This window comes from Alcaligenes aquatilis, assembly GCF_003076515.1.
In the GTDB taxonomy this organism is placed as follows: Bacteria; Pseudomonadota; Gammaproteobacteria; order Burkholderiales; family Burkholderiaceae_B; genus Alcaligenes; species Alcaligenes aquatilis.
Genome location: NZ_CP022390.1, coordinates 3740681 through 3755432, shown reverse-complemented (window position 1 = coordinate 3755432; position 14752 = coordinate 3740681). Strand labels below are relative to the sequence as shown.

The following is a 14752-nucleotide window of genomic DNA, read 5'->3' as shown; positions in this document are numbered from 1 at the left end:
GACCGCGGCAAGTACTCTGAATCGCCCCGACACCCTGACAGGGCTCCAAGCGGCTCGCATCGTAAGCAACGGAGGGGTGAAACGTAACTGTAATGCCACGTTTCTGGCTAGTTAGTGATGGATTCAGTGGTAGTTTTTGTGGCCCGGTTTCTTGTCATGAAAAATGTCGCGGGGAGTGGACTAGCTCGGCTGTCTGTTTTTGGACTTAATTCGGAAAGTATTCCTGATTTTTTCTTTAGGTAAGGTAAACAATCCTTTGTTTTTCTCTCTCTTCTTATTCTACGGCGCTTTCCCTTAACGGAAACCGGCTCACAAAGCAGATCAAAACATCTTCTTTTCTCTGATTAAACTGTTTGTTCTCAATCGATAAGCTTCTGTACTGCAACAATATCGTTACAATTGTTGTAACGCCGATACTCAACTCTTCTTAACAAACGAGAACACACCGTGTCCTCTCCCAACCAGTATTTCGTTCTGATCGTCCCTGCCTGTGCAGCATTACTGGGCGTGGCCATGATTTACTGCTGGAGTCGTCTACGTGATCATCGTTATCTTCTCTGGATTGCCTCGGGGTATATCTCTACGGCTATTCCGTTGGGGATCCACAGCCTGATGCCCAATGAGCATTTAGCACGCTGGACAGTCCCCTTGTCGACGATGTATCTGTTTGGTGTCTGGGCCTTGGCGCATGGGGTTGCTGTGCGTTTTGGTGGGCGCTCTCCCCCCAGGTTGGCTGGCACGATCATGTTTATCACGCTGGGGGGGCTTTTTTATTTCTCCCAGATCCATGATGATCTCTGGCTACGTTTGCAGATACTGGGCTGGAGCCTGGCCCTGCTGATCGCCCTGCCCGCCAAGTCGATCCTATTGTCTAGCCGCACGCGTCCTATTCCTTTGGCAGCGCTGTTGCGGGCTTCTTATCTGACGACACTGCTCTACGCTTTTTTTCGTGCGTTGGCGCTGACCACGCTGATCCCGCGTGAAATCCAGCCCGATCTGACCCAATCCGGTTTTTGGCTCTTGATGCTGGCTGCCAATATGTTCATCAGCATTTGGATCGCACTGGCCATCTTGACCAGCACAGCAATGTCGATTGTGCAGACACTAGACCATGAGCGCAGCCAAGATCCTTTGACCCGTTTATTGAACCGCCGCGCGTTTTTCGAGCAGGTTAAAAAACGGCTGGAGCGATATGGGCATACCGGCTGGGCGGTCATCATCTGCGATCTGGACCACTTCAAGATCGTCAATGACACCTGGGGCCATGCGGCAGGCGACCGGGCCTTGAAGGAGTTCGGAGCTTTACTGGCCCGTACAGTGCGACAGGATGATTTGGCAGCCCGCTTCGGGGGAGAGGAATTTGTCTTGCTGATACGCAGTACCAGTTTGCACACCGCCGTACTGGTTGCCGAACGTTTGCGCAGCAGTGCGATGAATCTGCATATCCCCGCCACGGCGCACACACTGACGGCCAGTTTCGGGGTAGTGCAACTAAACAGCAATGGCGACATCAATCAGGCTATTGAACAAGCAGACCGGCTTTTGTATGAGGCCAAGCATGCTGGCCGCAACAAGGTCATTTGGAAGGCTTCCTGAGCGATCCCTGCGGCTTGCTGATACCCTTACTGTCTCTCTTTTTCAAGACAGCCCTGTTAGAGGCTGATTGATCGAACTATTACAGTAAAAACCGGAAGCGTTCACGCTTTCCCAGGAGACCCCATGTCCCTTACCGAACGTAGTGCCAGTGAACTGCTGGCAGGTCTGGAAAACAGCCTGTTCAGCGCCCGCGAGATTGCCGATGAGCTGCTCAAACAGTCACAAGAAATGGCCCACTTGGGCGGCCTGGCGCATTTGAACTCGGAGCTGTTTTACCAGCAGGCAGATCAGTCCGACGCACGCCGCGCCCGTGGCCAAGCCTTGGCGCTGGATGGTGTACCTTTGGTACTGAAAGACAATCTGAACACCACGGACATGCCCACCACATCCAGCACCGGTGCGCTGCAAGGCCGCGTGCCGCTGAAAGATGCGGATGTCGTCGCACAATTGCGTAAAGCCGGTGCTGTGCTGCCCGCCAAGTCCGTGATGCACGAGCTGGCTTTTGGCATTACGACCAATAACGCCACCACCGGCCCCAGCCGCAACCCGTATGACCCGAACCGTATTCCCGGTGGTTCTTCCGGCGGCACCGCAACGGTGGTGGCAGCCCGTCAATTCCCGGCTGGCTTGGGCACGGATACAGGCGCATCGGTACGCCTGCCTGCCGCGCTTTGTGGTCTGTACGGTTTCCGTCCTACGGTGGGCCGTTATTCGGGCCAGGGCATTGTGCCTTTGTCCCCTACCCGCGATACGGCAGGCCCCATGGCCCGCAGTCTGGCTGACATCAGTTTGCTCGATAGCCTGCTCTGCCAGAAAACCCCTTCCATCCTGGCCACTCCCTCCTTGAAGGAACTGCGCCTGGGTGTGCCCCGTGACAGCTTCTGGAAAGAGATGGATGCCGGTGTAGCCGACGTCACCCTGGCCTTTCTGGATGATTTGCAAAAAGCCGGTGTCACGCTGGTCGATGTCGATCTGTCCCCGGTTCTGAAGATCAATGCTCGCGTTGGCATGCCGATTGTGCTGTACGAGACCTTGCAGCATCTGCCTTTGTATCTGGCCGAGAACAAGTACGGCATCGGTCTGGACGAGCTAATTGCCGGCATCCATAGCCCCGATGTGAAAGAGATTTTCGATGCCATTACCGGCGACTACACCATCAGCCAGGAAGCTTACGAAGAGGCGCTGCATGTAGACCGCCCGCTGATGCAACAAGCTTATGCAGACCTGCTGCGCCAGTCCAATGTGAGTGGCTTGATCTTCCCAACCAGCCCGCTGACCGCCTGCCCGATTGGCGATGATGAAACCACCATGATGAACGGCAAGGCGGTGCCTACGTTCAACACCTATATCTCGCGCACCGACGTGGGCTCTAACCTGGGTGCACCAGGCATCTCCCTGCCTATCGGCCTGTCAGGCGGTTTGCCCGTGGGGATGTTGATTGAAGCGGGCATCGGTGCCGATGATCTGTTGCTGGCTCTGTGCCGGGCGATTGATCCTTTGCTGCCAGCGACACCTGCGCCGGATTTGAGCAAACGGGCATAAACGATGTAAAGGCGGATTAAGCAATCCACAGGCTACAACACCAGGCTGAATAGCAGGCCATGGCCAAATGCCCTCAGCCCGACAAAAAACAGGCCGCCCCCCTTGAAGAGTCGGCCTGTTTTTTGATAAAGCTCCTCACGAAGATGTCATGCGCCTGGTCGGCAGCATGGTCCGTACTGCCGCTAAATCAGGTCCGCGTCATTGATGACATCGCCTATATCGTGTGCGCAAGCCGGTATCGAGAAAAAGCTCAAGGTCGTTGCTACTACACGCAACTTCAACACGATGAGCAAGCTGATTGCCTTGAGTACGGGTACTGATGGCGTCTCCCCCGCTAACATCCAGTAAATTCACGCCCCAGGACAAATATGTAACAACCCGACCCTGGTGCTCTTGAAATTAGGAAAGTCGTCCCTATAATTAGCACTCGAAGGGGTTGAGTGCTAAAGCACCTCGCCCCCAAAATCGGACCAACAACTAAAGTCATCTTTAAACAGGAGTTTCTCCATGGCACTGCGTCCTTTGAACGATCGAGTGATCGTCAAGCGTCTGGACAACGAACGCACCACCGCTTCCGGTATCGTTATCCCCGAGAGCGCGACTGAAAAGCCCGATCAAGGCGAAATCCTGGCCGTTGGCCCCGGTAAGAAAACCGAGGACGGCAAGGTTCTGGCGCTGGATCTGAAGGTCGGCGACAAAGTTCTGTTTGGCAAGTATTCCGGCCAGGCCGTCAAGATCGACGGTGAAGAGCTGCTGGTGATCCGCGAAGAAGAAATCTTCGCCGTGATCGAATAAGTACCGCCAACGAAAATTCAATAGGATTCAAACCATGACCGCAAAACAAGTTTATTTCGGCGACGACGCACGTACCCGCATCGTGCGCGGCGTTAACGTTCTGGCCAATGCTGTTAAGACCACCATGGGCCCTAAAGGCCGTAACGTGGTTCTGGACCGCTCCTTTGGCGCCCCTACCGTCACTAAAGACGGTGTGTCCGTTGCCAAAGAAATCGAACTGAAAGACAAGTTCGAGAACATCGGTGCTCAACTGGTTAAAGAAGTTGCCTCCAAGACTTCCGACAACGCCGGTGACGGTACCACGACCGCCACAGTGCTGGCTCAAGCCATCGTTGAAGAAGGCCTGAAGTTTGTTGCCGCCGGCATCAACCCAATGGACCTCAAGCGCGGTATCGACAAGGCTGTGGTCGTCGTTGTTGACGAACTGCGCAAGCTGTCCCGTCCTTGCACCACCAGCAAAGAAATCGCTCAAGTCGGTTCCATCTCGGCCAACAGCGACCACTCCATCGGTGAGATCATCGCCAATGCCATGGACAAAGTTGGTAAAGAAGGCGTGATCACCGTTGAAGACGGCAAATCGCTGGAAAACGAACTGGACGTGGTTGAAGGTATGCAGTTTGACCGCGGCTACCTGTCCCCTTACTTCATCAACAACTCCGAAAAGCAAGTTGCTGTTCTGGAAGATCCATTTGTGCTGATTTTCGACAAGAAAATCTCCAACATCCGTGATCTGCTGCCCGTACTGGAGCAAGTTGCCAAGACCAGCCGTCCTTTGCTGATCGTTGCTGAAGACGTGGAAGGCGAAGCTCTGGCTACTCTGGTTGTGAACAACATCCGCGGCATCCTGAAGACCACCGCTGTTAAAGCTCCTGGCTTTGGCGACCGTCGTAAAGCCATGCTGGAAGACATCGCTATCCTGACTGGCGGTACCGTGATCTCCGAAGAAACCGGTATGTCTCTGGAAAAAGCGACTCTGGACGATCTGGGTCAGGCCAAGCGCATTGAAGTGGCCAAAGAAAACACCACGATCATCGACGGCGCTGGCAACGGCACCGACATCGAAGCTCGCGTGAAACAAATCCGCGTTCAGATCGAAGAGTCCACTTCCGACTACGACCGTGAAAAACTGCAAGAGCGCGTGGCCAAGCTGGCTGGCGGTGTTGCTGTGATTCGTGTTGGCGCTGCCACCGAAGTCGAAATGAAAGAGAAGAAAGCTCGCGTTGAAGACGCTCTGCACGCTACTCGTGCAGCCGTCGAAGAAGGTATCGTTCCTGGCGGTGGCGTTGCACTGATTCGTGCTCGCGCAGCGGTTGCCCAACTGAAAGGCGACAACACCGACCAAGACGCCGGTATCAAACTGATCCTGCGTGCGATCGAATCTCCTTTGCGTACCATCGTCTCCAACGCCGGCGAAGAAGCCAGCGTGGTTGTGAACCAAGTGGCCAGCGGCACCGGCACCTACGGTTACAACGCGGCTACTGGCGAGTACGGCGACCTGGTTGAGCAAGGTGTTCTGGACCCAACCAAAGTTACCCGCACTGCTCTGCAAAACGCAGCTTCGATCGCCAGCCTGTTGCTGACAACCGAAGTGGCCGTGTCGGAAATCGTGGAAGACAAACCTGCTCCAGCCATGCCTGACATGGGTGGTATGGGCGGCATGGGTGGTATGGGCGGCTTCTAAGCCACACATCAGCACCCCGATCCGGGCGGAAATTGATCACTTCTGCCCTGATCGCCACGCTTTTAGTACAAAAACCGGATGGATTTTTCCATCCGGTTTTTTTTCGTCCAAGCAAACCCCTATAATCAGGGCACTTCAATCTGCTGTTTCCTTCATGTCAGACTCTCCATTCAAAAGCAAAGGTGGTTTGGGCCGCCTGTTCAATGCCTTGCGCTACTCCAGCCAGGGTCTGGCCGCAGCCCTGCGCCATGAGGCCGCCTTTCGCCAGGAACTGGCCTTGGCTGTCATCCTGACGCCACTGGCATTCTGGCTGGGGCAAACCCCGGCGGAAATTCTGGTCTTGCTGGGCGCACTGGTCTTTGTGCTGGTGGTGGAGCTGCTGAACTCGGCCCTGGAGGCCCTGGCCGATACGATTACCCTGGAGCACCACCCCTTGATCGGGCGGGCCAAGGATCTGGCCAGTGCTGCCGTGCTGCTGTCCCTTATTTTTGCTGGTGCCGTCTGGCTCAGCTTTTTGTATAGCCGTTTACTTTCCTGATTCCCATGACATTCATAGAAAAACTGAACCGTGCCTGGACGGACAACCAATCCATGTTGATGGTGGGTCTGGACCCAGACCCTGCCCGCTTGCCTTTGGAATTGGCCAGCAAACCCGGCGCGATTTATGAGTTCTGCAAAGCGATTGTGGACGTCACCGCCGACTACACCTGTGGCATCAAACCCCAGATTGCCTACTTTGCCGCTCAGGGAGCCGAGGATCAGTTGCAAGATCTGTGCGACTACATTCGCAGCCGCTACCCTCATCTGCCCATCGTGCTCGATGCCAAGCGTGGGGACGTGGGGTCGACCGCCGAACAATACGCACGCGAAGCCTTTGAGCGCTATCGCGCTGATGCCGTCACCGTCAGCCCCTACATGGGCTTTGACTCGGTAGAGCCCTACCTGGAACACAAGGACAAAGGCGTGATCGTGTTGTGCCGCACTTCCAACCCCGGCGGCTCAGACCTGCAATTCATGGAAATGGCTGACGGTACCCCGCTGTACTTGCACGTGGCCAGCCTGGTGGCAGAAAAGTGGAATACGAATGGTCAATGTGCTTTGGTCGTGGGCGCCACCTTCCCCGACGAAATCGGCAAGGTGCGTGCCCGTATTGGCGATATGCCTTTGCTGGTGCCCGGCATTGGTGCCCAGGGTGGCGATGTGGACGCAACCGTTGCTGCTGGTATGGACTCCCAAGGTAACGGCATGATGATCAACTCGTCGCGCGCCATTCTGTACGCCAGCCGTGGGGATGACTGGCGTGATGCGGCTCAAGCAGCGGCGATTGCCACGCGCAATGCCATTAATGACGCGCGCAACAAGAAACGGTAATTCCTGGCCCTTCCTGCTTGCTCAATAAGTTCGGAGGCAGCGACAGCGACAGCGACAGCGACAGCAGTTAGTGTAGAGACAAGAAAGCCCCGCTCACTTGGATTCAATCCCAAATGAGCAGGGCTTTTTATTAAGCTACGAACCATAAATCCGGCTCGGGCTCAGTCTGAAGCTTAAACACAAGAAACAAGTTCAGCCCCTGCTAAGCTACCAGCCCTGGTCTAGGGTCTGAGCTGTATTTCAAGCTGCCGAACGAGAGTATCGATCCGACACTGCTCCAGCCACAAGCCTAAACACTAAACCAGGCCCCTACTTCGGCTCTGGCACAGGTTCCAATTCTGATGAGAGTTTTGGCTTTTAAGCTGAGCTCAAGCCTAGTTCCGGTCGCGCCACTGCTTCAGCTCCGGGCTATCGGCCCCCAATACACTCTGCAGAGCCTGCTCGGTATGCTCACCCAATTGCGGCGGAGCCATGCGGTAAGACACTGGGCTATCTGAAAAACGCATGGGGCTGGCCGTCATGCTGACCTTGCCCGCCTGGCTGTGAGCCAGCTCGATACGCATATTCCGGGCCTGAACCTGCGGATGCGAGAACACCCCATGCAGATCATTGATAGGCCCGGCTGGTACGCCAATCTTGTCCAGGGCTTCCAACCAATACGCACTAGGATGCTTTTGCATCGCGGCGCTCAGGATCTGCTCTAGCTCATCCCGGTGCTTGACCCGCTGGCTGTTGATACGGAAACGTTCGTCCTCCACGACTTCCGGATGGCCAATCGCTTCGCAGTAAGCCGCGAACTGCCGATTATTGCCGATAGCCACAATGATGTGGCCATCTTTCGTTGGGAACACCTGATAGGGCACCAGGTTCTGATGCGCATTACCAGCCCGCTTCGGGGCCTGCCCGCTCACCAGATAGTTCATATTCTGGTTAGCCAACATGGCAACCTGACAGTCCAGCAAGGCAATGTCGATATGCTGCCCCAAGCCGCTGCGTGAGCGTTCAAACAAGGCGGCCAGAATGCTGCTGGTGGCATACATACCCGTCATCAAGTCCGCGACAGCAACCCCCGCTTTCTGGGGGCCACCGCCGGGCTTGTCATCACGCTCTCCGGTCAGGCTCATCATCCCACCCATGGCCTGGATCATGAAGTCATAACCCGGACGTTCGGCATAAGGGCCGGTCTGGCCAAAGCCGGTAATCGAGCAATAGATCAGACGCGGGTTGATCGCTTTCAGGCTGGCATAGTCCAGGCCATATTTGGCCAGACCACCCACCTTGAAGTTCTCGACCAGGATGTCGCATTCCCGTGCCATGGCACGCACCACATCCGCGCCCTCCTGACTGGCAATATCCAGGCTGATCGACTGCTTGTTACGGTTGGCCGACAGGTAGTAGGCCGCCTCAGCCGTATCCTCCTTATCCGGTGTCTGCAAAAAGGGCGGGCCCCAGGCGCGCGTATCGTCGCCAGTTTCGGGCCGCTCTATCTTGTAGACATTCGCCCCCAGATCAGCCAGGTTCTGCGTGCACCATGGGCCAGCCAGAATGCGTGTCAGATCCAGAACCCGGATGCCATCCAAAGGGGCAGGACGTATTGCCTGCGAGACGTGCTGATCGCTCACGTTACAGTGCTCCATTCAAAAACGATTAGTCCAGCGTGATATTGGCCTGCTTGATCAGGCTGCCCAACTTTTCGTCTTCCTGACGCAGGAACTCGGCATACTCAGCAGGGGTGGAGGAAAGGATATCCACGCCCTGACGACGGAAGCCTTCAACAAACTCGGTGTTCTCACTGACCGTTCTCATGGACTGGCTCAGGCGCTCGACGATTTCAGGAGGCGTGCCACTACTGACATGGAAACCAAACCAGGCCGTCACGTTATAGCCCTGATTCAGACCCAGCTCGGCAAAGGTGGGCACCTCTGGCAACAAGGAAGAACGCTCCGGGCCGGACACGGCCAAGGGGCGCACGGTATTGGCCTTGATATGTGTAATCGCCGTACCCATGCTATCGAACATGAAGGAGATATGGCCACCCAGCAAATCGGTCATGGCAGGTGCACTGCCACGGTAGGGAGCATGGATAACATCGATATTGGCCATCGTGGTAAAGGCGGCTGCCGACAAGTGCGAGGAAGAGCCGTTACCAAAGGAGGCGTAAGTCAGCTCTTCAGGCTTGGAGCGAGCGTAGTTGATCAGCTCTTCACCTGTCTTAAAGGGGCTTTGCTGAGCATTGACCACCAGCACGTTCTGTCCTTCAGCCACCAGGGAAACAGCCGTCAGATCCTGCGCTGGATCGTAAGGCAGTTTCTTGTAGAGGTGGTTGTTCACGACGGCCTGACCAACAGCGGCCAGCAAGACGGTATAACCATCGGGGGCAGATTTTGCAACGAAGTCCGTCGCAATAATGCCGCTGGCACCGGGCTTGTTCTCCACAACGATGGTCTGGCCCAGATCTTTGGACATTTCCTTGGCGACACCTCGGGCAATCACGTCCGTCACGCCGCCCGGTGTAAAGGGCACAACCAGACGAATAGGCTTGTCCGGGTACGCGGCCTGCGCTCCCAAAGAACAAAACAACAAACCCATGCCGGTTAGCAAAGGAGCCACTTTACGGGCTAGGACTTTATTCATGAATCTCTCCAAACTTATTTTGTTCGATAATCGAACTTGATTATTTAATTGCTAAGTCTTGTTTTTTTTACAATTTATCATCGATAATTCTTATAAATTCCGTTTGGTTCGCTAATCGAACAAAACTGAATCTTGCCCCCTATCACGCAATGACCATCAACAAAGAGACAATTCCCCCCGCCAACAACTACAAAGGCGACCCGGACTATATGCAGTCGCTAGCCCGTGGCCTGCAGGTGATTACGGCGTTTTCAGACAGAAGGCGGCCATTGCGGGCCGCAGAAATTGCCCTGAAAACCGGCCTGGCGCGAGCAGTGGTGCAACGCTGCCTCTACACTTTGCAAGCCCTGGGTTATGCAGAGCAGGAAGGCGCGTTCTGGAAACTGCGTCCGGCAATTTTGCAATTGGGCCATGCCTATTTTTCCTCGACCTCCATCGTCAGCCTGGCGCAACCCATACTGGACGATTTAAGTGATCGTGTTGGTGAAACCTGTGCGCTGGCCTTGCTGGACGGGGACGAGATTCTGTATCTGGCACGCGCACAACGGCAGCGCGTACTAACCGTGTCTCTGGGCTTGGGAAGCCGTTTACCTGCCCACTGCACCTCGATCGGGCGAATGCTGCTGTCGCAGTTGCCACCCAGCAAACTGGATGCTTACCTGGAGCTGGCACCTTTCAAGATCATGACGCAATACACCGCCCATACTCGCGAGGCTTTGCTGCGCGAATTGAAACAGGTGCAGGAAAAGGATTATTCCTTGATCAAGGAAGAGCTGGAGCTGGGTTTGACGGCAATTGGCGTACCCGTGCGCAGTGCCAGCGGACGTGTTGTCGCGGGGATGAGCATCAGTATCAAAGACTGGCAGGACACTGAAGAACAGTTGATCCGGCGCTGCCTGCCCGAACTGCGTTCGAGCGCCCGGCAGCTGGGTTTGATGTTACCGGCCTAAGATCAGGCCGGATTGAGCATGGTCAGCGCACTGGTCAAGGCGTATTCCACAGCCTGCTGACGAATTTGAGCACGATCACCGTCAAAGATACGGGCAGAGGCGCGGGTCACAATGCCATCGCCACGGCGCTGCGCAAAACCAAAGCACACCAGACCAACCGGCTTGCCTGGCGTGGCTCCGTCCGGGCCGGCAATGCCGGTCGTGGAAATAGCCAACTCGGCATCTGCGGTAGCTTCCAGCGCACCCGCCGCCATTTCCATGGCGGTTTCTTCGCTGACTGCCCCAAATCGATCCAGGGTATCCTGATTCACGCCCAGCTCCTGAACCTTGGCCTTGTTGCTGTACGTGACCAGACCGCGCTCAAACCAGGCGCTGGAGCCGGGCAAGTCCGTCAAGGCAGCAGCCAGCAGGCCACCGGTACATGACTCGGCGCAGGCGACCATCCAGCCGCGATCTTTAAGGGCTTGCCCCAGGGCCAGGGCAGCATTGCCGTGCTCGTAATCGCTCATGAGAAAACTCCAAAACGTACCAAGACAGCCATCAGCAACAAGGTGTAGCCTGCCGCCAGGAGATCATCCCACATAACGCCAAACCCATTATGCAGACGACGATCAAAATAGCGAATCGGCGCAGGTTTGAGAATATCAAAAAAACGAAATAACACGAATGCGATGCCCTGTGCCAGCCAGGTCTGCGGAATCAGCCACAACACCAGCCAGAAGGCCACCATCTCATCCCAGTTCATGCCGCTGTGATCAGACACGCCCAGGTCGTAGCCTGTGCGGTGGCAAGCCCAGCAACCAATGAAAAAGGAGACCGGCAAGAAAATAGCCATTTGCGTGTCGGTCAGCACATGCAGACCCAAGACCCACAAGACCCAGGCCAGTACCGTGCCCCAGGTACCCGGCCCTGGGCGCAACACGCCAGTGCCACCACCGAAGGCGATCAAGCGCCAAGGCTTTTTCACCACCCAATCCAGGGTAGGACGTTGAATCGGATTCAAGGAAGGATCAGGAAATGTGCTCATGACACAGACTCAGCCACCAAAATGATCGAAACCGCCCTGGGCAGGGGCAGGATGCAAACCCTGTTGATCACGCACATACACCCCGCTACCGGCGTGCATGGAGCCGATACGGCTGAGCGGCACGCCTTCGCGCAGGGCCAGCGCCATGATGGATTCCCGATGTAGGGGTTCTGCGGTGAAACACAGTTGAAAAACGTCGCCGCCAACCAGAACCGCTTCACGTTGCAAATCAGCAGGCAAGCCCTTCAGGGATGAGTCCAGCGGCAAAGCGTTCCAATCCAGATGGGCGGCGCATTGACTGGCTTTGGCGATATGACCCAGATCCTGGACCAGGCCATCAGACACATCAATGGCGGCATGGGCCAAACCTGCCAGGGCATGCCCCAGGCGATACGGCGGCCAAGGTTGTTCCAACGCTGGGCGGCTGGCAGCCAGGCGATCGGGGTCAGTGGCCAGGCGTCCTTGCAAAAGCCGCAAGGCAATGTCTGCCGCCCCCAGCGTCCCCGTCAACCAGATATCGTCACCGGGCTGGGCGGCGCTGCGTTGCAAAGCCTGCCCCGCCCGGACCTCACCCAGCACCGTAATACTGATCACCACCCCTTGCTTGCTGCGCGTGGTATCACCACCAATCAAGGGGCAATGCGCCTGATCGGCCAGTTGGAACAAACCTTGGGAAAATGCTTGCAGCCATTCAGGCCGGACTTCGGGCAGGGACAGGGCCAATAGACAGGCTCGTGGTTTGGCTCCCATGGCGCCCAGATCCGACAGATTCACGGCCAGCGCCTTGTGTCCCAACAAAAAGGGGTCCACATCGGCAAAGAAATGTTGCCCTTCGATCAGAAGATCGACGCTGCTGGCCAGTTGCCAGCCGGGTGTAGGCGTAAAAAGGGCGCAATCATCGCCCACTCCCAAATAGCCTTCGGGAGCGGGACGATTGAAATACTGCTGGATAAGACCGAACTCGTTCAGCACGGCACGCCCCGTTTTAGCGGCGGGCCTGCTTGGCAACTTCGGGGGCGCGTACGTCGGCGGCCAGCTTGTCCAGCACGCCGTTCACGAATTTGAAGCCATCAGTACCGCCGAAGGACTTGGCCAGCTCGACAGCTTCGTTAATGGCAACACGGTAAGGCACTTCAACGTGATGCACCAGTTCGTAACTGCCAATGAGCAAGATGCCATGTTCGATGGGAGAGAGTTCTTCCAAAGGACGATCAACATAAGGCAAAAAACGTTCGCGCAGCACAGGAGCTTCGCGCATCACACCAAACAGCAAGGTTTTGAACCAGGCTGCATCGGCTTCGCCAAACTCCTCGTCGCCCCGAATATGGGCGTCGATGGAGGTGGCTTCCTGCAGGCCATCCGCGCCTCGCAAAAGCCAGGAGTAGATGCCCTGCAGGGCAAATTCGCGCGAGCGGCGGCGCGCGGATCGTCCGTTGGCCTTACTGGCCGGGACTTTATTTGTCGTCGTCAAGATCTTCGTCCTCGTAATCTTCGTCCTCATCGTCGTCCAGCTCGGGTTCGAGGACGGCGATAAGATTGCCCAGCTCGACCGCTGTACGGGCGCAATCGCGACCTTTCTCAGCAGCGCGAACTTCGGCTTGTTCATCTGTGTTGGTGGTCAGTACACCGTTGGCAACAGGAATACCGGTTGCCAGGGAGACCTGAGTAATGGCCGAAGCGCTTTCATTGCTGACCACTTCAAAGTGGTAGGTATCACCGCGGATAACGGCACCCAGAGCGATCAGAGCATCGAACTCGCCGGTTTCAGCCATCTGGCCCAGGGTGATGCCCAATTCCAGCGCGCCAGGTACGGACAGAACAGTCACGTCGCGCTCGTCCACGCCCAGAGCCTCCAGCTCTTTGAGGCAGGCTTCCAACTCGGCCAGGCCGATAGACTCGTTGAAACGTGCACGCACAATACCAATGTGCAGACCTTCCCCATTCAGGTCAGGGGTAACAATGTAAGGATTCATGTTGGAAGCTCCGCTTAGGATTGAGAATCTGGTTCGCTATGGTAACCCGTCACGGTCAATGCAAACCCGGCCATGCTTGGCATTTTACGTGGTCGCGACATCAAACGGGCTTTGCCGACATTGAGGTCACGCAAAATTTGTGCACCAATTCCATACGTGCGCAAATCATTGCGGCTAGGACGACCGCGTGGCGCCTGGGCCGGACTGTCTGCACCCCAAGCCTGAATCTGCTCAAAACTCTCTTCTTCGGAGTTCTGGCAATTCATCAACAACACAACACCGCTGTCGGATGTGGCTACAGTACGCAAAGCCACTGGCAAGGTCCAACTGTGGCCCACATCGCCCTCGATCAAGACATCCAGCACGGTAGTCGGTTCATGCACACGGACCAGAGTTTCCACGTCCGGGCTGATTTCACCGTGAACCAATGCCAGGTGCAAACCACCGGAAGACAGGTCGCGGTAGGCATGGCACTCAAATTCGCCATAAGGCGTTTTTACGGGCTTTTTGTGCAAACGCTCGATCATGGACTCGTGTTCGCTACGGTACTGAATCAGGTCTGCGATGGTGCCAACCTTGATGCCATGCTCGCGAGCAAACACCAGCAAATCCGGCAAGCGTGCCATGGTTCCGTCTGGATTGAGCACTTCGCAGATAACAGCGGCCGGAGTCAAACCCGCCATCGCCGTCAAGTCACAACCCGCTTCGGTATGACCGGCACGCACCAGCACGCCACCTTTGGCCGCCTTCAACGGAAAAATGTGACCGGGCTGCACCAGATCAATTGGGCGCGCATCCCGGGCCACAGCCGCTTGCACGGTGCGGGCGCGGTCAGCAGCGGAAATACCGGTTTCCACGCCCTCAGCCGCTTCAATCGACACCGTGAAGTTGGTGCCAAAACGCGTGCCGTTGCGGGTGGCCATCAAAGGCAAATCCAGTTGGCGGCATCGCTCTTCGGTCAGGGTCAGGCAAACCAGACCGCGGCCATGCGTCACCATGAAGTTGATCGCTTCAGCATTCACGAACTCGGCAGCCATGACCAGGTCGCCTTCGTTTTCACGGTCCTCTTCGTCAACCAGAATAACCATGCGCCCTGCGCGCAGCTCTTCCACAATCTCTGGAACGGGAGCGATTGGACTGGTGCCCAGTTGACCAGCGTCGGACTGAATTTCTTGATTCATCG

The 14752-nt window shown here is 56.2% G+C and carries 16 protein-coding genes; 8 read left to right on the top strand and 8 right to left on the bottom strand.

Features of this window, described 5'->3' with window-relative positions; all coding sequences use genetic code 11:
- The first annotated feature begins 447 nt into the window (after nucleotides 1-447).
- The 7 genes from CA948_RS17135 (at nucleotide 448) to pyrF (ending at nucleotide 6985) form a co-directional block, all read left to right on the top strand.
- Entirely contained in the window at nucleotides 448-1596 is a 1149-nt protein-coding gene (locus tag CA948_RS17135; RefSeq protein WP_094197582.1) for a GGDEF domain-containing protein, read from the top strand.
- 123 nt (nucleotides 1597-1719) lie between these two features.
- A complete protein-coding gene (gene iaaH, locus CA948_RS17130) occupies nucleotides 1720-3138 on the top strand; it encodes an indoleacetamide hydrolase (RefSeq protein ID WP_108728635.1) in 1419 nt (472 codons plus the stop codon).
- A 204-nt stretch (nucleotides 3139-3342) separates the two neighbouring features.
- The gene (locus CA948_RS17660; RefSeq protein ID WP_159086151.1) at nucleotides 3343-3486 is read left to right on the top strand and encodes a hypothetical protein; all 144 of its coding nucleotides are present in this window, start codon (nucleotides 3343-3345) and stop codon (nucleotides 3484-3486) included.
- 159 nt (nucleotides 3487-3645) lie between these two features.
- Nucleotides 3646-3933, top strand: coding sequence for a co-chaperone GroES (locus CA948_RS17120; protein WP_009454802.1), 288 nt, complete (start codon nucleotides 3646-3648; stop codon nucleotides 3931-3933).
- A gap of 34 nt (nucleotides 3934-3967) precedes the next feature.
- The gene (gene groL, locus CA948_RS17115) at nucleotides 3968-5614 is read left to right on the top strand and encodes a chaperonin GroEL (protein WP_094197585.1); all 1647 of its coding nucleotides are present in this window, start codon (nucleotides 3968-3970) and stop codon (nucleotides 5612-5614) included.
- Between the two features lie 154 nt (nucleotides 5615-5768).
- Entirely contained in the window at nucleotides 5769-6152 is a 384-nt protein-coding gene (locus CA948_RS17110; RefSeq protein ID WP_094197586.1) for a diacylglycerol kinase, read from the top strand.
- Between the two features lie 5 nt (nucleotides 6153-6157).
- On the top strand, nucleotides 6158-6985 hold the full coding sequence (pyrF, locus tag CA948_RS17105) for an orotidine-5'-phosphate decarboxylase (RefSeq protein WP_094197587.1): 828 nt from the start codon (nucleotides 6158-6160) through the stop codon (nucleotides 6983-6985).
- A 374-nt stretch (nucleotides 6986-7359) separates the two neighbouring features.
- Here pyrF and CA948_RS17100 read toward each other — a convergent pair whose 3' ends face one another.
- Entirely contained in the window at nucleotides 7360-8607 is a 1248-nt protein-coding gene (locus tag CA948_RS17100; RefSeq protein WP_238988620.1) for a CaiB/BaiF CoA transferase family protein, read from the bottom strand.
- 25 nt (nucleotides 8608-8632) lie between these two features.
- On the bottom strand, nucleotides 8633-9619 hold the full coding sequence (locus tag CA948_RS17095; RefSeq protein ID WP_094197589.1) for a Bug family tripartite tricarboxylate transporter substrate binding protein: 987 nt from the start codon (nucleotides 9617-9619) through the stop codon (nucleotides 8633-8635).
- Nucleotides 9620-9768: 149 nt separating this feature from the next.
- Here CA948_RS17095 and CA948_RS17090 point away from each other — a divergent pair, with 149 nt between their 5' ends.
- Nucleotides 9769-10569: an IclR family transcriptional regulator domain-containing protein gene (locus CA948_RS17090; RefSeq protein WP_108728633.1), complete on the top strand. Its 801-nt coding sequence runs from the start codon at nucleotides 9769-9771 to the stop codon at nucleotides 10567-10569.
- A gap of 2 nt (nucleotides 10570-10571) precedes the next feature.
- Here the strand turns inward: CA948_RS17090 and CA948_RS17085 are convergent, their stop codons facing one another.
- Genes CA948_RS17085 through ribBA form a run of 6 tightly spaced genes read right to left on the bottom strand, consistent with a single transcriptional unit; the run spans nucleotide 10572 to nucleotide 14750 of the window.
- On the bottom strand, nucleotides 10572-11078 hold the full coding sequence (locus CA948_RS17085; protein WP_094197591.1) for a CinA family protein: 507 nt from the start codon (nucleotides 11076-11078) through the stop codon (nucleotides 10572-10574).
- Nucleotides 11075-11596, bottom strand: coding sequence for a phosphatidylglycerophosphatase A family protein (locus CA948_RS17080; protein WP_094197592.1), 522 nt, complete (start codon nucleotides 11594-11596; stop codon nucleotides 11075-11077). The genes CA948_RS17085 and CA948_RS17080 overlap by 4 nt, the downstream gene beginning before the upstream one ends.
- Before the next feature lie 9 nt (nucleotides 11597-11605).
- Nucleotides 11606-12568, bottom strand: coding sequence for a thiamine-phosphate kinase (gene thiL, locus CA948_RS17075; protein ID WP_108728632.1), 963 nt, complete (start codon nucleotides 12566-12568; stop codon nucleotides 11606-11608).
- Nucleotides 12569-12581: 13 nt separating this feature from the next.
- The gene (gene nusB, locus CA948_RS17070) at nucleotides 12582-13097 is read right to left on the bottom strand and encodes a transcription antitermination factor NusB (protein ID WP_042488795.1); all 516 of its coding nucleotides are present in this window, start codon (nucleotides 13095-13097) and stop codon (nucleotides 12582-12584) included.
- Nucleotides 13051-13569, bottom strand: coding sequence for a 6,7-dimethyl-8-ribityllumazine synthase (gene ribH / locus CA948_RS17065; protein WP_094197594.1), 519 nt, complete (start codon nucleotides 13567-13569; stop codon nucleotides 13051-13053). The genes nusB and ribH overlap by 47 nt, the downstream gene beginning before the upstream one ends.
- A 14-nt stretch (nucleotides 13570-13583) precedes the next feature.
- Entirely contained in the window at nucleotides 13584-14750 is a 1167-nt protein-coding gene (gene ribBA, locus CA948_RS17060; protein ID WP_108728631.1) for a bifunctional 3,4-dihydroxy-2-butanone-4-phosphate synthase/GTP cyclohydrolase II, read from the bottom strand.
- Nucleotides 14751-14752: the final 2 nt, after the last annotated feature.